The following is a 25,292-nucleotide window of genomic DNA, read 5'->3' on the forward strand; positions in this document are numbered from 1 at the left end:
AACCCGATGCGCCATCCGAGCTGACGCGTCGTCCCCGATTGCTGGCACCGTCCCTCCGCCTGTGCTCCACTCGCGGGCGAGGCAACACGACCATGCAGCCATCCGTGCCATTCACCGCGACGACCCACCTGCGCGACCTCGCGCGCCTGCGCCGCGTGCGCGACCGCATCGACCGCGAATACGCGCAGCCGCTGGACGTCGAAGCGCTCGCCCGCGGCATCGGCATGTCGGCCGGTCACCTTAGCCGCCAGTTCAAGCTGGCCTACGGCGAATCGCCCTACGCCTACCTGATGACCCGCCGCATCGAGCGCGCCATGGCACTGTTGCGCCGGGGCGACCTCAGCATCACCGAAGTCTGCTTCACGGTCGGCTGTGCGTCGCTGGGCACCTTCAGCACCCGCTTCACCGAGCTGGTCGGCATGTCGCCCAGCGCCTACCGCCGCAGGGAGACGCGGGCCACTGCGGGCATCCCCTCGTGCGTGGCCAAGCAGGTCACCCGACCGATCAGGAATCGAGAAGCGCCCGTCGGCGATCCGCACCTAGACTGAGCGCCCCCACACCGGAGCGACCGCCATGGACCTGACCATCCATTCCGCCTTCCTGCCGCACACCGACCCGAAGGCCTCGCTGGCCTTCTATCGCGACACCCTCGGCTTCGAGGTGCGCAACGACGTCGAATACAACGGCCTGCACTGGATCACCGTCGGTCCGGCCGGCCAGCCGAATACCTCGATCGTGCTGCACCCGCCGGCCGCCACGCCCGGCCTCACCGACGACGAGCGGCGCACCATCGGCGAGATGATGGCCAAAGGCACGTTCGCCATGATCATCCTGGCCAGCCGTGATCTGGACGGCACCTTTGCGCGGCTGGAAGCCAGCGGCGCCGAGGTCATCCAGGAGCCGACCGAGCAACCCTACGGCGTGCGCGACTGCGCCTTCCGCGATCCGGCAGGCAACCACGTACGCATCAACGAAGTGCGCTGACCATGCCACCCCGCAGGCAAGCGCCGCCCGCGTCCGCGACCACGAGCGCCCAAGCGCCGTCCCGGCTGATCGACGCACGAATCGAGGAGCTGGCCGACTGGCGTGGCCAGATGCTCGCCCGCCTCCGCGCCCTCATCAAGGAGGCCGACCCCGACGTCATCGAGGAGTGGAAATGGCGCGGCGTCCCGGTGTGGTCGCACGCCGGCATCCTGTGCACCGGCGAGACCTACAAGAACGTCGTGAAGATGACCTTCGCCAAGGGCGCCAGACTGGACGATCCGGCGAGGCTGTTCAACTCCAGCCTCGACGGCAACACGCGTCGCGCGATCGATCTCCACGAAGGCGACGAGATCGACGAGAAGGCGTTGAAGGCGCTCATCCGCGCCGCGATGGCGTTGAACACCTCCGCGACACGATAGCCCGACAAGCGGGGCGGGGATCGCCGCCGGGCGACGGTTCCGACGCCATCCGCGCGGCGAAAAGCATTACCCTTCCCGCCTGCAAGCGATGGCGCGGAGCGGCCGATGCACGGCGAATACAAGATGCCAGGCGGCAAGCTGGTCGTGGTCGACCTGGCCATCAGCGACGGCTGCCTGGCCCAGGTCCAGGTCAGCGGCGACTTCTTCCTGGAGCCCGACGACGCCCTGCACGCCATCGATGCTGCACTGGAAGGCCAGGATGCCGGGGCCGACGAACATATGCTCGCCACGGCCATCCGCGTGCAACTCGCGCCCGGGGTGATGATGTATGGCGTCTCTCCCGAAGCCATCGCCGTGGCGGTCCGCCGCGCGATCGACCAGGGAGCGGCTGCATGACCCGCACGCTGTGGCGCGACCACGACTGGCACCTCATCCACGTCGATCCGCAACCGCCCGCGCTGCACATGGCGCTGGACGAAGTGCTCACCCATGAAGTGGGTACCGGGCGCCGCCCGCCGACCCTGCGGATCTGGGAATGGGGCGGATCTGCCGTGGTGATCGGGCGTTTCCAGTCGCTGCGCAACGAGGTCGATGCCGAGGCGGCGCGGCGCCATGGCATCGAAGTCGTGCGACGGGTCTCCGGCGGCGGCGCGATGTTCATCGAGCCGGGCAACACCATCACCTACTCGATCTACGCACCGCTCTCGCTGATCAAGGGCATGAGCTTCCAGGAGGCCTATGCCTGGATGGACGCCTGGACGCTGGAGGCGCTGGGCGAACTGGGCATCAAGGCCTGGTACCAGCCGCTCAACGACATCACCTCCGAAGGCGGCAAGATCGCCGGCGCCGCGCAGGCCCACCGCGGCGGCGCGGTGCTGCACCACGTCACCATGGCCTACGACATCGACGCGGCCAAGATGCTGGACGTGCTTCGCATCGGCCGCGAGAAGCTGTCGGACAAGGGCACGCAAAGCGCCGCCAAGCGCGTCGATCCGCTGCGCAGCCAGACCGGCCTGCCGCGCGATGCGATCATCGACCATATGATTGCCACCTTCCGCCGCCTGCATGGACTGGCCGAAGACACCTTGCGGCCGGCGGAACTGGAGCAGGCGCAAGCGCTCGCGCTGGGCAAGTTCAGCGACGGTGCCTGGACCGGCGAGGTCGCCTGAGCCATCGGCTCAGCCCGTCCTTCGCACCGACTCGCCAGCCTGTCCCAGCGCGGGATAATCGATGTAGCCATGCGCACCGCCGCCGTAGAGCGTCCCTCGCTCGGCCGGCGCCAGCGGGGCGTCCTCGCGCAGCCTGCGCACCAGATCGGGGTTGGAGACGTAGTCCATGCCGAAGGCAATCGCGTCGGCGTAGCCCGACTGGATCGCCTCGATCGCCATGATCTTGTCGTAGCCGTTGTTGGCAATCCACGGTCCGGCGAACTTCGCACGCATGGCGCGGTAGTCGAACGGGAGGTTGTCGCGGGGTCCGCCGGTGGCACCCTCGATCACGTGCACGTAGGCGAGCCCGAAAGGGCTGATCCGCTCGACCGCCCGCTCGAACAGCGGTTGCGGGTTGGAATCGTGGGCGTCGTTGGCCGGGGTCACCGGTGACAAGCGCACGCCGCAGCGCTCCGCACCGATCTCCTCCACTACCGCACGCATCACCTCGAACAACAGCCGCGTGCGGTTCTCGATGCTGCCGCCGTAGGCGTCGGTGCGGTGGTTGCTGCCGTCGCGCAGGAACTGGTCGATGAGGTAGCCGTTGGCCCCATGGACCTCGATGCCATCGAAGCCCGCCTGCATCGCAAGCCGTGCGGCGCGGCGGTAGTCCTGGATCAGCCCGGGAATCTCCTCGATGTGCAGAGCGCGGGGGGCGGACACCGGCACGAAGCCCTCGCGGGTGAAGGTCATCGCGTCGGCGCGGATCGCGCTCGGGGCGACCGGCACCTCGCCGGGCGGCAACAGGCTGGTATGAGAGATGCGGCCCACGTGCCACAACTGCACGACGATGCGGCCGCCGCGCCGGTGCACCTCGTCGGTGACGCGCCGCCAGGCACGGGCCTGCGGCTGGTTGTAGATGCCAGGGGTATCCAGGTAACCCTGCCCCACCGGGCTGATCTGCGTCGCCTCGCTGACGATCAGCCCCGCGCTGGCGCGCTGGCCGTAATACTCCGCGGCCAGCGGCGAGGGCAGCCGTTCGGGCGTGGCTCGGTTGCGCGTGAGCGGCGCCATCACCACGCGGTTGGGAATGGCGATGGCACCCAGGCGACCGGGTTGGAACAGGGGGTTCGCGTCGCGAGCAGTCATGCAGGCCTCCGGCAAAGTGAATCCGCCGATGCTGCCAAAAGGCCCGTCAATGCCGCGGCAGGCAAACCTGACGACAATGTTCCCGAATGTCCCGCGCCGCGCTCATAGGCGGCTGTACGACCACGACTGCATGCGGCCTTCCCGGTACGGCATCACGCCGTGGAACGGCCGCGGGTCGTCGTCGAACACCAGCGGCAGGAAGTGCCGGTCGCCTTCCCACATCGGCAGTTCCATCAGCCGGGTGCGCGGCACCCATTCGAGCGTGCCTTCATGGTTGCCCGCGTGGCAACTGCCCTCGAAGGCGTCGATCAAAAAGATGAAGCCGAGCCAGTCCTCGCCCTGCTTGCCGAAACCAGGCCAGTTGAGCGTGCCGCGCAGGCGCATCGAGGTGCACTCGATGCCGGCTTCCTCGCGGATCTCGCGGCGCATGCAGGCGGCGATGTCCTCGCCCGGCTCCATCTTGCCGCCCAGGCCGTTGTACTTGCCCAGGTGCTGGTCGTCCGGCCGTGCGTTGCGGTGGATCATTAACACCCGTTCGCGGTCCGGCGAAAGCACGTAGCCGAGCGTGGCGACGATGGGGCAATAGGGGGTCGGCATCGGCGGGAAACGGCGGCAAAGCGGGCAGTGTAGCGCCGCCGATGAACGCGTGCCGCGCACACACTTGCGCCTGTCGCGCCAAGGCGGCGACCATCGGCGAATGATCCGCCTCGTCCCTCGCCTTCCGCTCGCCTCGATTGCCGCTTTGCTGCTGGCCACCCTGGCCGGCTGTGCACCGCAGGCGCGCGCGCTGGACAGCGAGGTGCGGGCGTTCGAAGGGCAGAACTATCGCGTGGTCAGCATCGACCTCGAGCGCGAGCCGCTGACCCTGCATTGGCGCGAACCGGGCAGCGACGAGCCGTTCGGCACCATCGACAGCCTGCGCCAGTGGGGCGAGTCAAACGGACGGCGGCTGCTTTTCGCCGCCAACGCGGGCATCTACGACGCATCGTTCAAGCCGCTGGGGCTGTACGTGGAGAATGGCAAGACGCTGGTGCCGCTCAACATGGCGCATGGCAACCCGGCCTCGGGCAATTTCTCGCTGCTGCCCAATGGCGTGTTCGCGATCTATCCGGACGGCCGGGCGGCAGTGCAGACCAGCGCGCAGTTCAAGGCGGACGGACGCAAGGCGCGCTGGGCGACGCAGTCGGGACCGATGCTGGTGATCGACGGCAGGATCAATCCCGCCTTCGTGCACGACTCGGACAGCCTCAAGTGGCGCAGCGGCGTATGCGCACGCACGCCGCACAACGTGGTGTTCGCGGTGAGCGAGGCGCCGGTGAACTTCCACACCTTCGCACGGCTGTTCCGCGACGAGCTCGGCTGCCGCGATGCGCTGTTCCTCGATGGCACCATCTCGCAGTTCTATCTGGACGGCGAGGGCTACGCAGGTGCGCCGGCCTTCATGGTCAGGCCCTACGCCGGGATGTTCGCCGTGTTCGCGCCCGAATGAGCCGTCGCTTCCGCCCGTGGCGCTGGCTGCTGCTGGCCGTGCTGGTGCTGCTGGGGGTGACGTTCGCGGCGGGATGGTACCTGCTCGCCGGCAGCCGTGCGCGGCTCGAGGGCAAGCTGCGGGTGGCGGGCCTGACCGCGCCGGTCGAGATCACACGCGACGCCAGCGGCAGCGTCACCATCGAGGCGCGCAGCCGCGCCGATGCCACCTATGCGATCGGCTTCGTGCACGCGCAGGAGCGGTGGTTCGAGATGGACCTGATGCGCCGCGTGGCAGCCGGCGAACTGGCCGAGCTGGTCGGCAAGGCGGCGCTGGACAGCGACCTGGACATCCGCCGCCATCGCCTGCGTTCCGTGGCGCAGGCGGCATACGCGGCGTTGACACCACGGCAGCAGCAGGTGGTGGACCGCTACCGCGACGGCGTCAACGCCGGCCTGGCCGATCTGCGCGAGAAGCCGTGGGAATATTTTCTGCTGGGTAGCGATCCGAAACCCTGGCGTTCGGAAGACACATCGCTGGTGATCGCCGCGATGTATCTGGACCTGCACGGCCACGGCCACGACACCCGCGAGCTCGATATCGCGCGCATGCGCGCGGCGTTGCCCGGTCCGTTGGTGGATTTCCTGCTGGCGCCGGACCCCGACTGGGAGGCGCCGATCACCGGCACGCTGTCGCACCCGCCGGTGATCCCCGATGCTTCGGTGTTCGATTTGCGCCGGGTGCCCGCCACCGCGGCGATCCCGGCGGCCGACACGTCCAGCCGGAGCGACCGTTATCCCGGCAGCAACAACTTTGCCGTCGCCGGCGCGCTGACCGACAGCGGCGCGGCGATGCTGGCCAACGACATGCACCTGGGCCTGCGCGTGCCGGACATCTGGTTCCGCGCGCGCCTGCGCTATCCCGACACCAGTGCGCCCGGCGGCATCCGCGACGCGGTGGGCGTGACCCTGCCCGGCACGCCGGCGCTGATCGTCGGCTCCAACGGGCAGATCGCCTGGGGTTTCACCAACAGCTACGGCGACTGGATGGACTGGGTGCGGGTCACCGGCGATCCGGCCGACCCCTCGCGCTACAGGGTGCCCGGTGGCTGGGCCGCGATCGAGCACCACGCCGAGCGCATCCACATCAAGGACGCGCCCGACCGCGTGCTGGACGTGCAGGACACGCGCTGGGGCCCGATCCTGGCCAACGACACGGACGGCACGCCGCTGGCGCTCGCCTGGATCGCCCACTACCCGCGCGCCTACAACCTTGGCCTGATGCAGCTCGAGCGCGCGACCAGCGTCGCCGCAGCCCTGGAGCTGGCGCCGACCCTGGGCATGCCGCCGCAGAACCTGCTGGTGGCCGACCGCGAGGGCCACATCGGCTGGACCATTGCCGGCAACGCCATCCCGCTGCGCGCGCCGGAAAGCGAGCCACAGCTGCCGATGGACGGATCGCAGGCCAGCGGTACCTGGCAGGGCTGGGTTGCGCCCGCGCAATACCCGCGCGTGGTCGATCCGGCCGGCGGCCGCCTGTGGACCGCCAACAACCGGACGGCCGACGGTGCTGCGCTGGACCTGCTCGGCAACGGCGGCCACGACCTGGGTGCACGCGCCCAGCAGATCCGCGACGACCTGGCAGCGCACGGCGCGTTCACCACGGGCAACCTGCTCGACATCCAGCTGGACGACCGCGCGGTGTTCCTCACGCCCTGGCAGCGCCTGCTGCAGGATACGTTGGCCGGCGCGCGTGATCCGGCGCTGCGGCAGATGCGCGAGCTCACCGCCAGCTGGCGCAACCGGGCCGCACCGGACAGCGTGGACTATCGGCTGGTGCGGGCCTTTCGTGACGAGGTGCATCGGCTGGTGCTGGCGCCCTTCGTTGCGCGCGTGAGGGCACGCTTTGCGGATTTCGCCTGGCCTTACGGCGGGGGCAACGCCGAGGCAGCCGTGTGGTCGCTGCTGCGCGACCAGCCGGCGTGGCTGCTCGATCCACGCTACAAGAGCTGGAACGCGCTGCTGCAGGATGCCGCACGCCGCGTGGCGTCCACGCTCGGCACACGTCCGGGCGGCCTGGCTGCCCGCACCTGGGGCGAGGTCAATCCGGCCCGCATCCGCCATCCGCTCTCGCCCGCGCTGCCGCGTTTCCTCACGCACTTTCTGGACATGCCCGACGAGCCGTTGCCGGGCGACGCCAACATGCCGCGCGTGGCCGCGCCGGGCTTCGGCGCCTCCGAGCGGCTGGCCGTGTCGCCCGGGCACGAGGCGCAGGGCATCCTGGAAATGCCCGGCGGACAGAGCGACAACCCGCTGGCGCCCTACTACGGCGCCGGGCACGCCGACTGGGTCGATGGCCGGCCGACGCCGCTAATGCCCGGGCCCGTGAAATGGACGCTGACCCTGCTCCCCAAATCTCCCTGACCAGACCCCGCGAAGAGGTCGGATGAGGGGCGGGGCTGGCCCTCGGACTTCCACGAGAACCGTCCTGGCACCACGACGTCGCGGGCGATGCCGCTCAAGGCAACTCGTACTCGAACCCATATTCGTGCCGCCCCTGCTCGATGAGAATCGTCAGCTCGCCCCGAATCCCTTCCAGCGCGCCGGTACCCGAATCCGGCACTACCGACACGCGCAGGCCCGGCGTCCCGCGCTCCATCAGTCCGTAGTGCATCAGCACGAAGCTGCCTTCGCGCCCGTGCAGCGTGCCGGTCACCCGCTCGATCGCCACGTAGCCGGCCGAGCCCGGCACTTCGGTACCGGCCGAGAGCATCTCGCCCAGGCTGGTCGCCTCCAGATCGCCGTGGAAACGCTTGTCGATGCTCAGGCGCCCGAGGCCCGCCGGCTCCGTGCCGGGCGCGGGCGGTTGCGGGGCGAGCTTGACGTCGAAAGTGCCGCTGGCGTGCATGGAGAGCTCCTGTCGGATCGTGGATACGAGCCTCGTCGTGTGATCATGGCCGAGGACCGCGGGCCCAGCCATTGCACCACGCGCGCGGCCTCTGCGATTGGAAAAATGCGACCGCCATGAACCCGGACCTCGGCCAACCCCGCGGCGTGCTCCGCCAGCACCTGGACGGCGAGCTCGAACATCGCCGGCATGCGCCCGATCCGGCGCTCGCCCCCTTCATCGAGCACTACTGGCGCGTGCGCTGGAAGCTCGATGCCCCGCAGACGCAGGAGACCCTGCCGCACCCCAACGTGCAACTGATCATCGAGCGCGGGCTCTCGCGCATCTACGGCGTGCATGGCGGGCGCTTCGTGCGGGTGCTGGAGGGATGCGGCTGCGTGTTCGGCGTGAAGTTCCGCGCGGGCGGCTTCCATCCTTTCCTGCGGCGTCCGGTGGCCACGCTTGCCAATCGCTCGCTGCCGATCACGCGGGTGCTTTCCGGCGCCGCCTCGCTGGAGGCCGAGGTGCTGGCCTGCGATTCGATGGAGGCGATGGCTGCGGTCGTCGACCGCCACCTGGTGGCGCACCTGCCCGCGCCCGATCCACAGGCGACCCGCGCAGGTGCGCTGGTGGCACGGATCGCGGCCGACCCGGCGCTCACCACGGTGCAGTCGCTGGCCGAGTCCGCCGGAATGGGCGTGCGCACGCTGCAGCGCCTGTTCGGCCAGTACGTGGGCGTGTCGCCGAAGTGGGTCATCAGCCGCTACCGCCTGCACGAAGCGCTCGCGCAGATGCAGGCCGGGCGGGCGATCGCCTGGGCCGAGCTCGCGCTGTCGCTGGGCTACTTCGACCAGGCCCATTTCGTGCGCGACTTCACCCGGCTGGTCGGCCACCCGCCCGGGGAGTACGAACGCCGCGAAGGCCGGCACTGACCTGCGCATTGTCGAAATCCGGCCCGCCGGCCCGTCGTGCCATCAGGAACCGGCACTCCGCCGATCCGAGGAGACGACGATGCGATGCATGGTGATGGTCCGCGCCACGGCGGAATCGGAAGCCGGCGTGATGCCGAGCGAAAAGCTGCTGCGCGAGATGACGGCATTCAACGAGGAACTGGTGAAGGCCGGCGTGATGCTCGCCGGCGAGGGCCTGCAGCCGAGCGCGCGCGGCAAGCGCGTGTACTTCGCCGGCGGCGGTCGCAGCGTGGTGGACGGCCCCTTCGCCGAAGCCAAGGAGCTGATCGCCGGTTTCTGGCTGTGGCAGGTGCGCTCAATGGACGAGGCGCTGGAATGGGTGCGCCGCTGCCCCGCGCCGTTCGAAGGCGAATGCTCGATCGAGATCCGCCCGCTGCTCGAAGCGGAGGATTTCGGCGAGGCGATGACACCCGAGCTGCGCGCCGCAGAGGAACGCATGCGCGGGGAGATCGCCGGCAAGACATGACGCGTCGGATTGGCTTGGCTTGAGCCCGCCCGCTGCTCATTCGCGCGGTGCACGGTGAGCTGTAGCCCGCCCTGCAGGTCCTCCGCGGGCTTGCCCGCCTTCCCGTGCGATGGTCTGATCGGCCGCATGAGCCAAGCCGATACCCACCGCGCGATTGAAACCGTCTGGCGCCTGGAGGCGCCCAAGCTGGTCGCCGCGTTGATCCGCGTCGTGCGCGACATCGACCTTGCCGAAGAACTGGCGCAGGACGCGCTGGTCGCGGCGCTGGAACGCTGGCCGACCTCGGGCGTGCCGGACAACCCCGGCGCCTGGCTGATGACGGCGGCCAAGCGGCGCGGCATCGACCTGCTGCGGCACCGCCAGCTGGTCGAGCGCAAGCACGCGGCGCTGGATGGCGATCCGGAGCACGAGGCGTTCACGATGCCCAACCTGGAAGCGCTCGACGACGACATCGGTGACGACCTGTTGCGGCTGATCTTCACCGCCTGCCATCCGGCGCTCTCGACCGAGGCGCAGGTGGCGCTCACCCTGCGCCTGCTCGGTGGCCTCACCACAGCCGAGATCGCCCGCGCCTTCCTCGCTTCCGAGCCGACCATCGCCCAGCGCATCGTGCGCGCCAAGCGCACCCTGGCCGACAAGCGCGTGCCGTTCGAGGTGCCGCGCGCAGAGGAGCTGTCCTCGCGCCTTGCCGCGGTGCTCGGCGTGATCTACCTCATTTTCAACGAGGGCTACACCGCGACCGCCGGCGACGACTGGATGCGTCCGGCGCTGTGCGAGGAGGCCCTGCGCCTGGGCCGCACCCTGGTCGGATTGATGCCACGCGAGCCAGAGGTGCTGGGGCTGCTGGCGCTGATGGAGATCCAGGCCTCGCGCAGCCGTGCGCGCGTGGGCGCGAATGGCCGGCCGGTCCTGTTGCTGGAACAGAACCGCGCGCTGTGGGACCAGTTGCTGATCCATCGTGGCCTGGAGCTACTGGAGCGGGCCGGCAGGCTCGGCGGCGCCGAGGGGCCGTACGCCTTGCAGGCGGCGATCGCCGCGTGCCACGCCCGCGCGCCCACGGCGGAGGCGACCGACTGGACGCGCATCGCGGCGCTCTACGCCCGGCTCGCCCACGCGGCGCCCTCGCCGGTGGTGGAACTCAACCGCGCGGTGGCGGTGGCGATGGCCGACGGGCCTGCCGCCGGGCTGGCGCTGGTCGATGCCTTGCGCGCTGACCCGGCGCTGTCCGGCTATCACCTGCTGCCGGCGGTACGCGGGGATCTGCTGGCGAAACTGGGGCGCGGCGGCGAGGCACGCCTGGAGTTCGAGCGGGCCGCGGGGATGACGCTCAACGCGCAGGAGCGGGCGGTGATGCTGGAGCGGGCGGCGAAGTGTGGATCGACGGCTGCGCCGTAGGAGCACCTTTCGCCAGCGCGGCCCCTCACCCCAGCCCGCTCTCCCCGGAGGGAGGGCGCCAGGAGCGCACCCTGCTCACCGCTCTCAGGCCAGCAGCCTTTCGCAGATAGCCTGGTAGAGCGCCGGCAACCGTTCGAGGTCGCCCACGGCGACGCACTCGTCCACCTTGTGGATCGTCGCGTTGACCGGTCCCAGCTCCACCACCTCGGCGCCCAGCGGTGCGATGAAACGCCCGTCGGACGTGCCGCCGCCGGTGCTCTGCTCCGGGTCCACCCCGCAGAGCTCGAGGCACACGGCCCGCACCGTCTCCCGCAAACGCCCACCGGGAGGGCTCAGGAACGGCTCGCCGGACAGGTTCCAGTCCGGCTGCCAGTCAAGGCCGTAGCGATCGAGGATCGCTTCGGTCCGCGCGCGCAGCTCGGCGGCCGTGCTTGCCGTGGAATAACGGAAATTGACCTGCGCCACCAGCGTGCCGGGGATCACGTTGGTCGCTCCCGTGCCGGCGTTGAGGTTGGAGACCTGGAACGAGGTCGGCGGGAAATCCGCGTTGCCCTCGTCCCAGCGCGTGGCCGCAAGCTCCACCAGTGCCGGGGCGAAGGCATGGATGGGGTTTATGGCTTTCTCCGGATAGGCCACGTGGCCCTGGACACCGCGCACGGTGAGCGTGGCCGACAGCGAGCCGCGCCGGCCGACGCGCACCAGATCGCCGAGCCGCCGCTTCGACGACGGCTCGCCCACCACGCACCAGTCCAGCCGTTCCCCGCGGGTGCGAAAGGCGTCGGTCACCTGTCGCACGCCGTCGAGGTTGGTCGGCCCTTCCTCGTCGCTGGTCAGCAGCAGGGCGACCCGACCCGCGTGGTGCGGATGCGCGGCCACGAAACGCTCCAGCGCCACCACCATCGCCGCGACCGAGCCCTTCATGTCGGCGGCGCCGCGACCGTACAGGCAGCCGCCGCGCACCTCCGGTTCGAACGGCGCGCTTTGCCAGGACGACTCGGGGCCGCTGGGCACCACGTCGGTGTGGCCGAGGAAGACCAGCGTGGGGCCGCCGCTGCCATGCGTGGCCCAGAGGTTGTCCACCTCGCCATGGCGCAGGTGTTCGATGGCGAAGCCGGCGCCGGTCAGGCGCCCGGCGATCAACGCCTGGCAGCCGGCGTCCTCGGGGGTCGTCGAACGGCGGGCGATCAGGTCACAGGCCAGTTCCAGCACATCGCTCATGGTGCCCTCGCAATCGCTCCAAACATCCACTTCCGCCCGGGGGTCTGCCGGCGAGCGCGGGCTCGCCCTGCCACTCACTTGCCGAACAGCTTCTTGAAGCCGTTGTCGGTGAAGCCCACCCTCACCGACCCATCGTCCTGCACCACCACCGGCCGGCGCACCAGCGCGGGGTACTCCTTCAGCAACAGCGTCCACTCCGGATCGCTGCCCGGGTTCTTGCGCTGCGGCAGCAGGTTGCGCCAGGTGGTGGAGGACTTGTTGACCAGCTTCTCCCAGCCGCCCAGCTGCTGCGCCCAGGCCTTGAGCGTGGCCGCCGGCACCGGATCGGCGCGGTAGTCGACGAATGTGTGCGGCACCTCGAAGCGTGCCAGCCAGTTGCGCGCCTTCCTGCAGGTATCGCAGTTGGGCAAGCCGTACAGCCGCGCGCTCATTCGGCGCTCCTCAGCAGTTCGTTGATGCCGGTCTTGGCGCGCGTTCTCTCGTCCACCTGCTTGACGATCACCGCGGCGTACAGGCTGTGGCTGCCGTCCTTCGCCGGCAGGCTGCCGGCCACCACCACGCTGCCGGCCGGGATGCGGCCGTAGCTGACCTCGCCGGTGGCACGGTTGTAGATGCGGGTGGACTGGCCCAGGAACACGCCCATGCCGATCACGCTGCCCTTCTCCACTACCACGCCCTCGACCACCTCCGAGCGCGCCCCGATGAAGCATTCGTCCTCGATGATGGTCGGGTTGGCCTGCAGCGGCTCCAGCACCCCACCGATGCCGACGCCGCCGGACAGGTGTACGCGCGCACCGATCTGCGCGCAGGAACCGACCGTGGCCCAGGTATCGACCATCGTGGCGGGCCCGACGTAGGCGCCGATGTTGACGTAGCTCGGCATCAGCACCGCGTCCTTGGCGATGTGCGCGCCGCGGCGCACCAGCGCGCCGGGCACCACGCGCGCACCGAGCATTTCCAGTTCGGCGTCGTTGCCGTGGCCGAAGCGCAGCGGCACCTTGTCGAAGGCCAGCGCCGCGCCGCCGTCGACCACCCGGTTGCCATTGATGCGGAAGTACAGCAGCACCGCCTTCTTCAGCCACGGGTTGACCTTCCAGCCGCCCTTGCCGTCCGGCTCGGCCACGCGCTGCTCGCCGGACTCGAGCAGGTCCATCACCTGGGCCAGCGCCGGACGCAGGTGGGTTTCGATCTCGCTCTGGGTGAGTTCGTTGCGGCGCTCGAAGGCGTCGTCGATCAGGCTGTCGATGGAGGGCATGGAAGCGCGCCTTGATGGATGCATGCGGAAACGCCCAAGTATACGGAGAGGGCGGGCGCGCACGCCGGAAAACTCAAGTTCGCGCACGCGCTGCCGATGTCCCTTCGCTCCGCAAGCGGCTCGCGCGCTTCGGCGGAGCCGGAGAAGCGAAGCCATGCCACGGCGCCCGATCGACCCGGCCGAAATCACGGTCGGACAACCTTTACGCTTCAATGCCTACGACGCCAGGGGCAAGCTGCTCATGCGGCTGGGCCAGGTGATCGGCAACGAGGCGCAGCTGGAAAAGCTGCTGCAGCACGGGATCTTCTACGGCACCGAGGAAGAGTGCCGCGGCCCGTTCCTGCCACCGGCACCCTCGCCGCTGGCGCAGGTGATCGACGCGCGCGAGCGGCTGCAGGTGCTCCTGGCCGATCCGACGCCGGCGGATTTCCCCGGCTCCGTGGCGGAAATCGCCGAACGGGTCCGTGCGGCCTGCCGGCGCCAGCCCGACGTGGCGCTGGCCAGCATCCTGCTGCGCACCGATGGGCCCTACGGCACCCGCCACGCGGTCAACGCCGCGATCGCCTGCCAGCTCACCGGCGCGGCGGTGGGGCTGGATCCGTCCGAACTGGCGGCCACCGTGTCCGCCGCGCTGACCATGAACATCGGCATGTTCGAGCTGCACGACCAGCTGGTCGCGCTGGAGGGGCCGCTGTCGGACGAGCAGCACGCAGTGGTGCGTGCGCACTGCCAAGTCGGTGTGGCGCGACTGCGCGACCACGGCATCGCCAGCGCCGCCTGGCTCAATGCCGTGCGCGACCACCACGAGCGTGCCGACGGCAGCGGCTATCCCGGCGGCAAGCGGGGCGAGGAGATCGGCCGGCCGGCGCGCCTGCTGGCCCTGGCGGACGTCTATTGCGCACGCGTGTCCGGCCGCGACTACCGGCCGCCACTGCAGCCCAACCTCGCGCTGCGCTGGCTGTTCCTCAACGAAGGCGCGGCGCTGGACGAACGGCTGGCGCGCATGTTCATCAAGACACTGGGCATCTATCCACCCGGCACCGGCGTGCGCCTGCGCAACGGCTCGGTCGCGGTGGTCACCCAGCGCGGGGCCTCAGGCCACCAGCCGGTGGTCGCCTCGCTCACCACCCACGATGGCCTGCGCACGTCGACCCCGATCCGCCGCCGCGGCGACGTCGAAGCACACGCGGTCGCCGAAGTGGTCGACCTCGGCGCCCTGGATATCCGGGTGGACATGGAGGCATTGTGGGGCGCCGACGCGGCGGCGTGATCCTCCGACGCATGCTGGAACACGGCTGGCGCGCGGCCGCAGGGCACCCCGGCCGCATCCAGGCGCTTCTACATCGGCGGCATGCACAGCCGTGCCAGCAGAGCCTGTTTCAACCGCTCCTGCTGCGCCTCGTTCAGCGGCGCATCGCTGCGGTCGGTGAGCTGGAAGAAATCCTCCACCCGCTCGCCGAACGTGGCGATGCGCGCGTCATGCACGCGCACCTGTGCTTCGACCATGGCCTGCGCCACTGCGGCGAGCAGACCCGGCCGATCGGTGCACACCAGCGCCAGCTGGGTGCGTTCGCCGGCGGCATGGAAGCTGATGCGTGGCGTCATCTGGAAATGCTTCAGTTGTCGCGACGCGCTGCGCCGCGCCGGATGCACCGGCACTGCCTGCGCCAGTGCGCGGGCCAGGCGCTGCTGTAGTTCCTCCGCGCGGGCGGGCGTGGCCGGCTGCTGCGTTTCGGTATCCAGCAACAGGAACGTGTCCTGCGCCATGCCGTGCGGCGAGACCAGCACGCGCGCCTCGAGCACCGACAGGCGCAGGCGGTCCAGCATGGCGGTGACGGTAGCGAACAACCCGTCGCGGTCGGGCGTGTAGACGAACAGCTCGGTGGTGCCACGCACCGACAACGGGTGCACCGCGATCAGCGGCAGCACGCCGCCGGCACGCAGGATCGCCGCCGTCTGCCAGGCGATCTGCTCGGGCCGGTGTCGCAGGAAGCTGGCCTGCGGGAAATCGGCCCACACGCGCATCACCGTAGCCGCGTCGAAGCCGTCGGCCTCCAGCAGTGGCAGCGCGTAGCCCTGGCATTCGCGCACGCGGGTGGCGGCATCGCGGGGCAGTTCCACGTCGCTGCGCAACGCGTAGCGGGTGGCGCCGTAGAGATCGGCCAGCAGGCGGTCCTTCCAGCCATTCCACAGCTTGGGGCTGGTGCCGATGATGTCGGCAATGGTGAGCAGATAGAGCTGGCCGAGCTGCTCGCGGTTCTCCACCACGTCGGCGAAGCGCGCCACCACCTCCGGGTCGGTGATGTCCTGGCGCTGCGCGGTCACGCTCATCAGCAGGTGATGGCGCACCAGCCAGGCGACGCGCTCGACATCGTTGGGCGGCAGGCCCAGCTTGCGGCAGAACGCGCGCGCCTCTTCCTCGCCGAGCACCGAGTGATCGCCGCCGCGGCCCTTGGCGATGTCATGGAACAGCGCCGCCAGCAGCAGCACTTCGGGTGCCGGCAGGGTCGGCCAGATCTCGCGCGCCAGCGGGAATTCCGCCTGCGCCGCCGGATCGGCGAAGCGCGCCACGTTGTGCAGCACGCGCAGGGTGTGCTCGTCGACCGTGTAGACGTGGAACAGGTCGTACTGCATGCGCCCGAACACGCGGCCGAACGCGGGCAGGATCGCGGCGAGCAGGCCGTGGCGGTTCATCCGCCACAGCGCGTCGACCGCGCGCGCACCCTGGCGCAGCAGGCGCAGGAACGCGGCCAGCACGTCGCGGTCGGCGGCCAGGGCCCCGTCATGCAGCGCGGTAGCCTGGTGGATGCGCCGCATGGTGTCGGCGGTGAAGCCGACGATGCCCGGCTCGCCCAGGCGCGCGGTGAACGCCTCCACCAGTGCGGCCGGACGGCGCACGAACACGTCCGGTTCGCGCGCGGCCAGGCGCGAACCGTAGCGCAGGAAATCCTCGCCCACCGGCACCGCGGTCTGCGCCGGCTCGAGCATCTCCTCGAAGCGCTCGACGATCTGCACCCCCAGCCGCTCGATCTGGCTGGCGGCGCGGTAGTAGCCCTGCATGAACTGTTCGACGCCGAGGTTGGTGGCGTGCTCGTCGACGAATCCCAGGCGCGCCGCCAGCGCGCGCTGGTAGTCGAACAGCAGCCGCTCCTCGGCGCGGCTGGCCTCCAGGTGCAACGCGTAGCGGTAGCGGCGCAGGGTCGCCTCGGACTCCTCCAGCGTGGCGCGCTCGGCCGGATCCAGCAGGCCCTCGCCGACCATCGCCGCGAAGCCGTCGGCATGCGCCAGGCGCAGCCCGAGCCAGCGCAGCGCGTCGAGCGTGCGCAGGCCGCCAGGGCCTTCCTTGATGTTCGGTTCGAGGTTGTAGGCGGTGTCGTCGTAGCGCGCGTGGCGCGCGTCGCGCTCGGCCAGGCGCACGGCCAGGTAGGCGGCAGGCGGCCACAGCGCCGGGTCGTCGACGATGGCGCGCAGGTCCGCGTCCAGCGCCGGATCGCCGGCGAGCCGGCGCGCGTCGAGCAGGCTGGTGAACACGCCGGCTTCCTGCGCGGCGAGGGCACGGCATTGCAGCGGGTCGCGCACGGCATGGCCGACCTTCAGGCCCACGTCCCACAGCGTGGCGAAGCATTGCTCCAGCGCCCGCAGGCGAGCCGGCTGGGCTTCGCGCACCAGCGCCAGCAGGTCCACGTCCGAATGGGGGAACAGCAGGCCCCGGCCGAAGCCGCCTACGGCGAACAACGCGGCGCCTTCGACCTCCCCCAGGCAGGCCGTCCAGACGTGGGCGACCACGCGCGCCACCACTTCGCCGCGGCGTTTCGACAGGTCGCCGGCGTCGGCACCGTCGCGGAAGGCGGCGGCGAGTGCACGGTCAGTGTCATCGAGCAGCTGGCGCAGCGCACGGCGGGCTTCCACCGAGACGCCCGAGCGCGGGACGGCCGGCGGCAGGCGAGGCAGCGGGGGCAGCGCGGGGCGGGTGGGTTCGGCGATCACGACTGGCTTGGTCAGTGGAGCCGCCAGCTTACACGCGCGTTCTGCACGGCGGCCCTTCGGCTTCGCTGCGCTACGCTCAGGGCGAAGGCGTGATGATGAAAACCGTCCGCCCTGAGCGTAGGCGGTCAGAAAGGCCCACCTTACGCATCCGGCCAGGGCGTGAGGATCTCGAAGCCGTCGTCGGTCACCGCCACGGTGTGCTCCCATTGGGCGGAGAGCGAGTGGTCCTTGGTCACCACCGTCCAGCCATCCGGCAGCTGCCGGGTCTGCGGCCTGCCGGCGTTGATCATCGGCTCGACGGTGAAGGTCATGCCCTTCTTCAGCTCCACCCCCGTATCGGGCTTGCCGTAGTGCAGCACCTGCGGTTCGTCGTGGTAGACCTTGCCGATGCCGTGGCCGCAGTACTCGCGCACGACCGAGAAGCCGGCCGCCTCGGCATGCTTCTGGATCGCGTGGCCGATGTCGCCCAGGTGGGCGCCCGGACGCACCTGCTCGATACCGCGCATCATTGCCTCGTGAGTGGTCTCCACCAGGCGCCGGGCCAGCACCGACGGCGTGCCGACGAAGTACATGCGGCTGGTGTCGCCGTGCCAGCCATCCTTGATGACGGTGACGTCCAGGTTGATGATGTCGCCGTCCTTGAGCACCTTGCCCGGCGTGGGAATGCCGTGGCAGATCACGTGGTTGACCGAGGTGCACAGGGTCTTGGGAAAGCCGTTGTAGCCCACGTTCGCGGGCACCGCCTTCTGCACCTTGACGATGTGCTCGTAGGCGATGCGGTCCAGATCCTCGGTGGTGACGCCCGGCCTGACGTGCTCCTTGAGCAACGCCAGCACTTCGGCCGCCAGCTTGCCGGCGACGCGCATGCCTTCGAGGTCCTGGGGAGATTTGAGGGTTATGGCCATGGGTTCCGCTTCGGAGGGGGCGGCAACTTGCCGCCAAGCCGGCGTGCCGGCTACAATTGCACGGTTTTGCAAGCCGCTGAAACCCTCAACCAGGGCCACGGCGCAAGACGAAACGGGATTGTAGCGCCCACGCGCCGCCAAGCCCAACCAACGCCACACACGCATCGGCACCGTCTTCGGGGTGCCGCGGCCCGCCTTCCGGCGGCTGCGGTCGAAGCCGGGGATGCGTGGAGGTCCCAACCCCCGGGCTGTTCCTTTACGGCCCAACAATCAGGAATACCACCATGGCTCAAGTCACCATGCGCCAGATGCTCGAAGCTGGCGTGCATTTCGGTCACCAGACCCGCTACTGGAACCCGAAGATGGCGCCGTACATCTTCGGTGCGCGCGGCAAGATCCACATCATCAACCTCGAGAAGACCCTGCCGCTGTTCACCGACGCGATGAACTTCCTGTCGGGCCTGGCACAGAAGCGCGGCACCATCCTGTTCGTCGGCACCAAGCGCTCGGCCCGCGAGCCGCTGGCCGAAGAGGCCGCCCGCGCCGGCATGCCGTTCGTCACCGCCCGCTGGCTGGGTGGCATGCTGACCAACTTCCGCACCGTCAAGCAGTCGGTCGCGCGTCTGAAGGAGCTGGAAGCGGCCGAGACCGACGGCACCTTCGAGAAGCTGGTCAAGCACGAAGTGCTCTCGCTGCGCCGCGAGCGCGACAAGCTGGAGAATTCGCTCGGCGGCATCAAGAACATGAACCGCCTGCCCGACGCGCTGTTCGTGGTCGACATCGGCCACGAAGACATTGCGGTGCAGGAAGCCAAGAAGCTCGGCATCCCGGTGATCGCAGTCGTTGACACCAACTACAACCCCGAGCTGGTGGACTACGCCATTCCGGGCAACGACGACGCGATCCGTGCGATCCAGCTGTACGCCCGTGCCGCCGCCGACGCGATCCTGGAAGGCAAGGCTGCCGCCCCGGACGCCGCCCACGGCGACGCCAACGAGTTCGTCGAGCTGGACGAGGAAGGCAATCCGGTGGCCAAGGACGAGCGCAAGGCCGCTCCGCGCCGCGACAACCGTGGTCCGGCCAAGAAGGGCGCCGGCGCGCCGCGTCGTGACGGCGGCCGCGGCCGTGGCGGTCGCGAGACGACCGAAACCGCCGAGTAAGCCTTTCACGCTGCCGTGGCGGCCCGGCCGCCACGGCGCACCCAGATTCGAGGATTTCAGATGAGCAATATCTCCGCACAACTGGTCAAGGAGCTGCGCGAGCGCTCCGGCGCCGGCATGATGGAATGCAAGAAGGCGTTGGTGGAAAACAACGGAGACATCGACGTCGCCATGGAGTGGCTGCGCAAGTCGGGTCTGGCCAAGGCCGACAAGAAGGCCAGCCGCGTGGCCGCCGAAGGCCGCATCGTCTCGGCCCAGAAGGACGGCGCCGCGGTGCTGGTCGAGGTCAACTGCGAGACTGACTTCGTCACCAAGAACCCGGACTTCGTCAAGTTCAGCGACGCCGTCGCCGACGTCGCGCTTAAGTCCGGCGCGGCCGACGTGGCCGCACTGAACGCAGCCGCTTATCCGGGTGGCGGCACCGTGGAAGAGGCCGCCAAGGGACTGGTCGCCACCATCGGCGAGAAGATCGAAGTGCGCCGCATGGCGCGCGTGGAGACCACCGACGGCAAGATCGGCAGCTACATCCACGGCGGCCGCATCGGCGTGCTGGTGGCGATCAAGGGCGGGTCGGAGGAACTGGCCAAGGGCGTGGCGATGCACGTGGCGGCAATGAATCCGCCGTACGTGCGCGCCGAGGACGTGCCGGCCGACTTCATCGCCAAGGAAAAGGAAATCGCGCTGAGCCAGATGTCCGACAAGGACAAGGCCAAGCCGGCCGAGATCCTGGAGAAGATCATCTCCGGCAAGATCAACAAGATCGTCTCGGAGGTCACCCTGCTCGGCCAGGCCTATGTGCTGGACACCAACATGACCGTGGGCGACGCGCTGAAGAAGGAAGGCGCGGACGTGCAGCAGGTCGTGCGCCTGGCCGTCGGCGAGGGCATCGAGAAGGTGGAAGAGGACTTCCACGCCGAAGTCATGAAGCAGGCTGGCCTGGCGTAAGCGCCGCTCCATGCCTGATCAAGAAGGCCGCGGGGAACCGCGGCCTTTTTTTGTGCCCCGGGCGGGCCGCCCTCAGCGGCGCGGCTGCAGCAGGTCCCAGCGATTGCCGTACAGGTCTTCGAAGACCGCCACGGTCGCGTACGCCTCTTCCCTTGGCGCCTCGCAGAATCGCACGCCCTTGGCGCGCATCGCCTCGAAGCTGGCCTGGAAATCCTCCGTCTCCAGGAACAGGAACACACGTCCGCCCGACTGGTTGCCGACCGCCTGCAGCTGCCGCGGATCGGCAGCCTTCGCCAACAGCAGGCGGGTCTCGCCCGACCCTGGCGGCGCCACGACGACCCAGCGTTTGCCCGCTCCCTGTGGCGCGTCCTCGACCAGTGCAAAGCCGAGGCAGTCGGTGAAATACGCGATGGCCTCGTCGTAGTCGCGCACCAGCAGGGCGATGGCTCCCAGATGCATGGAAAGCTCCGTGATCGATGGTCCGCCAGCATGAACGATTCGCGCCCTCTCCGCCGCAACGCGCCTGACGATGCGCCGCCGCGCGGCTACAATACGTCGGTTTACCCACAATCCGGAGACCCCATGAGCGACCAGCCCACGTACCGCCGCATCCTGCTCAAGCTCTCCGGTGAAGCGCTGATGGGCGAGGCGGACTACGGCATCGACCCGAAGGTGATCGGCCGGCTGGCCAACGAGATCATCGAGGTGCGCAAGGCCGGGGTGGAAGTGGGCGTGGTGATCGGCGGCGGCAACATCTTCCGTGGCGCGGGCCTCGCGGCCGCCGGGATGGACCGCGTCACCGGCGACCACATGGGCATGCTCGCCACGGTGATGAACGCGCTGGCAATGGCCGACGCGATCGAGAAGCGCGGCGGCTACGCCCGCGTGATGAGCGCGATCCAGATCCACGACGTGGCGGAGGACTTCATCCGCCGCCGCGCCATCCGCCACATCGAGAAGGGCCGCATCGCGCTGTTCGCCGCCGGCACCGGCAATCCGTTCTTCACCACCGACTCGGCCGCCGCACTGCGCGCAGTGGAGATCGGCGCGGACCTCCTGCTCAAGGCCACCAAGGTCGACGGCGTCTACACTGCCGATCCGGCCCGAGACGCCAGCGCCACCCGCTACGACCAGCTCACCTACGACGACGTCATCCAGCGCAACCTGCAGGTGATGGACACCGCCGCCATCGCATTGTGCCGCGACCATGGCATGCCGCTGCGCATCTACGACATGACGGTGCCGGGCAACCTGATGAGGATCATGCAGGGCGGACAGGTCGGCACGCTGGTCACCTCCAGCTGACCGTTCCAGCCGCCGGCCGCCCTCATGGCTGCGCTGCTATACTTTCCAGCTTCACGCAACGCCGGGTGACTCCCATGCTCAACGACATCAAGACCGATGCCCAGACCCGCATGGGCAAGAGCATCGACGCACTCAAGCACGACCTGACCCGCCTGCGCACCGGCCGTGCCAGCATCGCGCTGGTCGACCACATCAAGGTGCCCTACTACGGTTCGGACATGCCGCTGAACCAGGTCGCCTCGGTGTCGCTGGCCGACGCCCGCTCGATCCAGATCTCACCGTTCGAGAAGAGCATGGTCGGCCCGATCGAAAAGGCCATCATGGCCTCGGACATCGGCGTCACGCCGACCACCGCCGGTACCGTGATCCGCCTGAACATGCCGCCGCTGACCGAAGAGCGCCGCAGGGAACTGGCCAAGCACGTGTCGCACGAGGGCGAGAACGCCAAGATCGCGATCCGCAACATCCGCCGCGATGCCATGCAGAAGGTCAAGGACCTGCTCAAGGACAAGCAGATCAGCGAAGACGACGAGCGCCGCGCCGACGACGAAATCCAGAAGCTGACCGACCGCTTCGTCAAGGAAGTCGACGCCGTGGCCAAGGCCAAGGAAGACGAATTGATGGCGATCTGAGCGGGGCTGCGCTCATTGCCATGAACACCCCGGTGCGCCCCTGCCCTGCCCCCTCTCCCCTCCGGGGACAGGGTTGCGGTGAGGGGGCGCGCTTGCGAGAGGCCTCCATCAGAGCTCGTCCTGTCGGCGTTTCCCGCGAGCTCCGCCTCCTCATCCGACCCTTCGGGCCACCTTCTTCCCTTTCTTTGAGTCGGGCCGCGGGAGAAGGACGTATCAGCGCATGACCATCCCCCGCCACATCGCCATCGTGATGGACGGCAACGGCCGCTGGGCGAAGGCGCGCCTGCGCCCGCGCAGCTTCGGCCACAACGCCGGCCGCAAGGCCGTGCGCGAGGTGGTCGAGGGCTGCCTGCGCCAGGGCGTGGAAGCGCTCACCCTGTTCGCCTTTTCCAGCGAGAACTGGCGCCGCCCCGACGAGGAAGTCGGCGCGCTGATGGAGCTGTTCCTGCGCGCGCTCGACAAGGAGGTCGACGAGCTGCACGGACAAGGCGTGCGGCTGCGCTTCATCGGCGACCTGACCGCGTTCAACGCCGAACTGCGCAAGCGCATGGAACTGGCGATGGCGCGCACCGCGGACAACCTCAAGCTCGCGCTCAACGTGGCGGTGAACTACGGCGGCCGCTGGGACATCGTGCATGCCGCACGCCAGGCCGCGATCGCGGTGGCCCAGGGCGAGCTGCGCGTGGAAGACATCGACGAGACGCACCTCGGCCGCTGGACCAGCCTGGCCGAACTCCCGCCGCTGGACCTGTTCATCCGCACCGGCGGCGAAGTGCGCGTCAGCAACTTCCTGCTCTGGCAGATCGCCTATGCCGAGCTCTACTTCACCGATACCTTGTGGCCGGATTTCGACCAGGCCTGCCTGGCCCGCGCCATCGAGGACTTTGCCCGCCGCGAACGCCGATACGGCAAGACCGGCGAGCAGGTCGCCCCGTCCGTATGATCGGGCGATAACCAAGGACCCTCGATGTTGCTCCAACGCACCCTCACCGCCCTGTTGCTCGCGCCGCTCGTGATCCTGGTGCTCCTGCTGCCACCGGGTTGGACGTGGCTGTTCGCGCTGGTGGCTGTGGCGGCGTTCCTGGCCGGGCTGTGGGAGTGGACGCGCCTTTCCGGCCTGCGCAACCGGCCGGTGCGTGCCGGGCTGCTGGGGGTGGCGCTGGCGGTGTTCGCGCTGCTCTGGTGGCTGCGCGACACGATCCAGTGGCCGGTGCTGGCCACGGGGGTGGCCTGGTGGGTGCTGGCCTGCGTGTGGCTCAAGAACTTCGCGTTCGCCGCCGCGCCCACGACGGAAAACCGCAATCTCAAGCTTGCCGCCGGCGCGCTGGTGGTCTTTCCCGCATTCGTGGGCCTGCTGGCCATCCATGCGAGCGAGCCTTACGGACATTGGTGGACGCTGCTGACGCTGTTGATCGTATGGGCCGCCGACATCGGCGCGTATTTCAGCGGGCGCTTCCTGGGCAAGCGCAAGCTTGCGCCCAATATCAGCCCCGGCAAGACGTGGGCCGGCGTGTATGGCGCCTTCGTCGCCGGTGCGCTGGTGGCCGTCGTTGGCGGCGTGCTGCTTGGCGTGGCAGGTTGGCGCCTGCTGGCGCTGGCGCTGCTGGCGGTACTGACGGTGGCCGCCTCGGTGGTCGGCGACCTGATCGAGAGCCTGATGAAGCGCCACGCGCAGGTGAAGGATTCCGGACGCATGTTCCCCGGCCACGGCGGCCTGCTCGATCGAATGGACAGCGTGTTCGCCGCCGTGCCGGTGTTCGCGCTGGGCAAGCTGCTGCTGGGTCTATGACTACCGCCATGCCCCGCCGCGTCGCTGTGCTCGGCGCCACCGGTTCGATCGGCGGCAGCACGCTGGACGTGATCGCCCGCCACCCCGAACGCTTCCGTGCAAGCGTGCTGGTCGCCAATCGCAACGTCGAGGCCTTGGTGGCCGCCTGCGTGGCGCATCGGCCGAAGCTTGCGATCGTCGCCGACCCGGCGATGGAAGGTGCGCTCGCCCGCCAGCTCGCCAACGCCGGCGTGCGTTGCGAGGTAGCCAGCGGCGACGACGCGATCACCGCCGCCGCGGCGGGTCCGCTGTGCGACACCGTGGTCGCCGCGATCGTCGGCGCGGCCGGGCTCGAATCGACCCTGGCCGCCGCCCGCGCCGGCAAGCGGCTGCTGCTGGCCAACAAGGAATCGATCGTGATGGCCGGCCCCTTGCTGCTGGCCGCACTGCGCGAGGGCGGCGGCGAACTGGTGCCGGTCGACTCGGAGCACAACGCGATCTTCCAGTGCCTGCCCGGCGGCCGGCCTGATCTCGACGCCCACGGCGTGCGCCGCCTGATCCTGACCGCCTCCGGCGGCCCGTTCCGCGGCAAGGGACGCGCCGAGCTCGCCAGCGTCACGCCCGATCAGGCCTGCAAGCATCCGAACTGGGTCATGGGCCGCAAGATCTCGGTCGACTCGGCCACCCTGATGAACAAGGGCCTGGAGGTGATCGAGGCCCACCACCTGTTCGGCGCGGCTCCCGACCGCATCGAGGTAGTGGTGCATCCGCAGAGCATGATCCACTCGATGGTCGAGTACGCCGACGGCTCCGTGCTCGCCCAGCTGGGCAACCCGGACATGCGCACGGCGATCGCCCACGCGCTGGCCTGGCCGGAGCGCATCGAGGCGGGCGTGGCCCCGCTGGACCTGGCCGCCTGCGCCCCGCTGGCGTTCGAGAAACCCGACCTCGAGACCTTCCGCTGCCTGGCGCTGGCCTTCGCCGCCTTGCGCGAGGGTGGCGATGCCCCGGCCATCCTCAATGCGGCCAACGAGGTCGCCGTGGAGGCCTTCCTGGCCGGAGCGCTGCCGTTCCTGTCGATCGCCGACCTGGTCGAGGGCGTGCTTGCGGAACTGCCGGCGCAGCCCGTGGTCGATGTCCAGGCGCTGCGCGAACGTGATGCGCAGGCCCGTTCAGTGGCGCGGCGGAAGTTGCGCACGGCTTGCTGATAAGCTCGGACAGAGAAGTAAAT

Annotated in this window: 27 protein-coding genes; 18 read left to right on the plus strand and 9 right to left on the minus strand. The window is 69.5% G+C overall.

All coding sequences use genetic code 11. From position 1 onward, the window contains the following. Positions 1-92 precede the first annotated feature (92 nt). From BMZ38_RS03065 to BMZ38_RS03085, 5 genes are all read left to right on the plus strand, one after another. Complete coding sequence (locus BMZ38_RS03065) at positions 93-548, plus strand: helix-turn-helix transcriptional regulator (RefSeq protein WP_091333934.1); 456 nt, start codon at positions 93-95, stop codon at positions 546-548. 25 nt (positions 549-573) lie between these two features. After that, positions 574-984, plus strand: coding sequence for a VOC family protein (locus tag BMZ38_RS03070; protein ID WP_091333938.1), 411 nt, complete (start codon positions 574-576; stop codon positions 982-984). 2 nt (positions 985-986) lie between these two features. Continuing rightward, positions 987-1,403 carry a DUF1801 domain-containing protein gene (locus tag BMZ38_RS03075; protein WP_091333940.1) on the plus strand — a complete coding sequence of 139 codons (417 nt, stop codon included), beginning with the start codon at positions 987-989 and terminating at the stop codon, positions 1,401-1,403. A gap of 105 nt (positions 1,404-1,508) precedes the next feature. Further along, the gene (gene lplB / locus BMZ38_RS03080; RefSeq protein WP_091333943.1) at positions 1,509-1,799 is read left to right on the plus strand and encodes a lipoate-protein ligase small subunit; all 291 of its coding nucleotides are present in this window, start codon (positions 1,509-1,511) and stop codon (positions 1,797-1,799) included. Continuing rightward, on the plus strand, positions 1,796-2,572 hold the full coding sequence (locus BMZ38_RS03085) for a lipoate--protein ligase family protein (RefSeq protein WP_091333944.1): 777 nt from the start codon (positions 1,796-1,798) through the stop codon (positions 2,570-2,572). Before lplB ends, BMZ38_RS03085 begins: the two co-directional genes overlap by 4 nt. 9 nt (positions 2,573-2,581) lie before the next feature. Here the strand turns inward: BMZ38_RS03085 and BMZ38_RS03090 are convergent, their stop codons facing one another. Together BMZ38_RS03090 and BMZ38_RS03095 are read right to left on the minus strand one after the other, a co-directional pair. Next, complete coding sequence (locus BMZ38_RS03090; RefSeq protein WP_091333946.1) at positions 2,582-3,700, minus strand: alkene reductase; 1,119 nt, start codon at positions 3,698-3,700, stop codon at positions 2,582-2,584. 102 nt (positions 3,701-3,802) lie between these two features. Continuing rightward, the gene (locus BMZ38_RS03095; protein ID WP_091333948.1) at positions 3,803-4,297 is read right to left on the minus strand and encodes an NUDIX hydrolase; all 495 of its coding nucleotides are present in this window, start codon (positions 4,295-4,297) and stop codon (positions 3,803-3,805) included. Positions 4,298-4,397: 100 nt separating this feature from the next. On the opposite strand from BMZ38_RS03095, the gene BMZ38_RS03100 reads away from it, so the two are divergent. Then, the gene (locus BMZ38_RS03100; RefSeq protein ID WP_091333951.1) at positions 4,398-5,189 is read left to right on the plus strand and encodes a phosphodiester glycosidase family protein; all 792 of its coding nucleotides are present in this window, start codon (positions 4,398-4,400) and stop codon (positions 5,187-5,189) included. After that, complete coding sequence (locus tag BMZ38_RS03105; RefSeq protein ID WP_091333952.1) at positions 5,186-7,591, plus strand: penicillin acylase family protein; 2,406 nt, start codon at positions 5,186-5,188, stop codon at positions 7,589-7,591. Before BMZ38_RS03100 ends, BMZ38_RS03105 begins: the two co-directional genes overlap by 4 nt. Before the next feature lie 94 nt (positions 7,592-7,685). Here the strand turns inward: BMZ38_RS03105 and BMZ38_RS03110 are convergent, their stop codons facing one another. Beyond that, positions 7,686-8,075, minus strand: coding sequence for a DUF3224 domain-containing protein (locus BMZ38_RS03110; protein ID WP_091333955.1), 390 nt, complete (start codon positions 8,073-8,075; stop codon positions 7,686-7,688). A gap of 116 nt (positions 8,076-8,191) precedes the next feature. Here BMZ38_RS03110 and BMZ38_RS03115 point away from each other — a divergent pair, with 116 nt between their 5' ends. The 3 genes from BMZ38_RS03115 to BMZ38_RS03125 all read left to right on the plus strand — a co-directional run bounded on the left by BMZ38_RS03115 (position 8,192) and on the right by BMZ38_RS03125 (position 10,886). After that, positions 8,192-8,986 (plus strand): helix-turn-helix domain-containing protein, encoded by a 795-nt coding sequence (locus BMZ38_RS03115; RefSeq protein WP_091333958.1) that lies wholly within the window; start codon positions 8,192-8,194, stop codon positions 8,984-8,986. A 79-nt stretch (positions 8,987-9,065) separates the two neighbouring features. Continuing rightward, the gene (locus tag BMZ38_RS03120) at positions 9,066-9,491 is read left to right on the plus strand and encodes a YciI family protein (RefSeq protein ID WP_091333960.1); all 426 of its coding nucleotides are present in this window, start codon (positions 9,066-9,068) and stop codon (positions 9,489-9,491) included. Between the two features lie 126 nt (positions 9,492-9,617). Continuing rightward, positions 9,618-10,886, plus strand: a complete 1,269-nt coding sequence (locus BMZ38_RS03125) for an RNA polymerase sigma factor (RefSeq protein WP_091333963.1) — start codon at positions 9,618-9,620, stop codon at positions 10,884-10,886. A gap of 84 nt (positions 10,887-10,970) precedes the next feature. Here the strand turns inward: BMZ38_RS03125 and dapE are convergent, their stop codons facing one another. The 3 genes from dapE to dapD form a co-directional block, all read right to left on the minus strand. Next, positions 10,971-12,104: a succinyl-diaminopimelate desuccinylase gene (gene dapE, locus BMZ38_RS03130; RefSeq protein WP_091333966.1), complete on the minus strand. Its 1,134-nt coding sequence runs from the start codon at positions 12,102-12,104 to the stop codon at positions 10,971-10,973. A 74-nt stretch (positions 12,105-12,178) separates the two neighbouring features. After that, on the minus strand, positions 12,179-12,535 hold the full coding sequence (locus BMZ38_RS03135) for a Spx/MgsR family RNA polymerase-binding regulatory protein (protein ID WP_091333969.1): 357 nt from the start codon (positions 12,533-12,535) through the stop codon (positions 12,179-12,181). Continuing rightward, positions 12,532-13,359, minus strand: coding sequence for a 2,3,4,5-tetrahydropyridine-2,6-dicarboxylate N-succinyltransferase (gene dapD / locus BMZ38_RS03140; protein WP_091333971.1), 828 nt, complete (start codon positions 13,357-13,359; stop codon positions 12,532-12,534). Before dapD ends, BMZ38_RS03135 begins: the two co-directional genes overlap by 4 nt. A gap of 154 nt (positions 13,360-13,513) precedes the next feature. Between dapD and BMZ38_RS03145 the strand changes: the two genes are divergently transcribed. Continuing rightward, positions 13,514-14,629 carry an HD-GYP domain-containing protein gene (locus tag BMZ38_RS03145; protein WP_091333975.1) on the plus strand — a complete coding sequence of 372 codons (1,116 nt, stop codon included), beginning with the start codon at positions 13,514-13,516 and terminating at the stop codon, positions 14,627-14,629. Between the two features lie 68 nt (positions 14,630-14,697). On the opposite strand, the gene glnD is transcribed toward BMZ38_RS03145, so the two are convergent. Both glnD and map read right to left on the minus strand, forming a co-directional pair. Further along, a complete protein-coding gene (gene glnD, locus BMZ38_RS03150) occupies positions 14,698-17,346 on the minus strand; it encodes a [protein-PII] uridylyltransferase (RefSeq protein ID WP_245747159.1) in 2,649 nt (882 codons plus the stop codon). Between the two features lie 140 nt (positions 17,347-17,486). Beyond that, a complete protein-coding gene (gene map, locus BMZ38_RS03155; RefSeq protein ID WP_091333978.1) occupies positions 17,487-18,251 on the minus strand; it encodes a type I methionyl aminopeptidase in 765 nt (254 codons plus the stop codon). Between the two features lie 284 nt (positions 18,252-18,535). On the opposite strand from map, the gene rpsB reads away from it, so the two are divergent. Both rpsB and tsf read left to right on the plus strand, forming a co-directional pair. Next, a complete protein-coding gene (gene rpsB / locus BMZ38_RS03160) occupies positions 18,536-19,411 on the plus strand; it encodes a 30S ribosomal protein S2 (protein WP_091333981.1) in 876 nt (291 codons plus the stop codon). 60 nt (positions 19,412-19,471) lie between these two features. Further along, a complete protein-coding gene (tsf, locus tag BMZ38_RS03165) occupies positions 19,472-20,356 on the plus strand; it encodes a translation elongation factor Ts (RefSeq protein ID WP_091333984.1) in 885 nt (294 codons plus the stop codon). Between the two features lie 72 nt (positions 20,357-20,428). On the opposite strand, the gene BMZ38_RS03170 is transcribed toward tsf, so the two are convergent. After that, positions 20,429-20,815, minus strand: coding sequence for a VOC family protein (locus tag BMZ38_RS03170; protein WP_091333988.1), 387 nt, complete (start codon positions 20,813-20,815; stop codon positions 20,429-20,431). 123 nt (positions 20,816-20,938) lie between these two features. Here BMZ38_RS03170 and pyrH point away from each other — a divergent pair, with 123 nt between their 5' ends. The 5 genes from pyrH (at position 20,939) to BMZ38_RS03195 (ending at position 25,269) form a co-directional block, all read left to right on the plus strand. Then, on the plus strand, positions 20,939-21,661 hold the full coding sequence (pyrH, locus tag BMZ38_RS03175; protein ID WP_091333991.1) for a UMP kinase: 723 nt from the start codon (positions 20,939-20,941) through the stop codon (positions 21,659-21,661). Positions 21,662-21,735: 74 nt separating this feature from the next. After that, a complete protein-coding gene (gene frr, locus BMZ38_RS03180; protein WP_091333993.1) occupies positions 21,736-22,293 on the plus strand; it encodes a ribosome recycling factor in 558 nt (185 codons plus the stop codon). A gap of 220 nt (positions 22,294-22,513) precedes the next feature. Further along, positions 22,514-23,236: a polyprenyl diphosphate synthase gene (gene uppS / locus BMZ38_RS03185; protein WP_091333995.1), complete on the plus strand. Its 723-nt coding sequence runs from the start codon at positions 22,514-22,516 to the stop codon at positions 23,234-23,236. Between the two features lie 24 nt (positions 23,237-23,260). Further along, positions 23,261-24,082: a phosphatidate cytidylyltransferase gene (locus BMZ38_RS03190; RefSeq protein ID WP_091333998.1), complete on the plus strand. Its 822-nt coding sequence runs from the start codon at positions 23,261-23,263 to the stop codon at positions 24,080-24,082. Positions 24,083-24,090: 8 nt separating this feature from the next. Beyond that, complete coding sequence (locus BMZ38_RS03195; RefSeq protein ID WP_091334378.1) at positions 24,091-25,269, plus strand: 1-deoxy-D-xylulose-5-phosphate reductoisomerase; 1,179 nt, start codon at positions 24,091-24,093, stop codon at positions 25,267-25,269. The last annotated feature ends 23 nt before the right edge of the window (positions 25,270-25,292 follow it).

Origin of the sequence: Frateuria terrea (genome assembly GCF_900115705.1) — a bacterium.
GTDB lineage: Bacteria > Pseudomonadota > Gammaproteobacteria > Xanthomonadales > Rhodanobacteraceae > Frateuria_A > Frateuria_A terrea.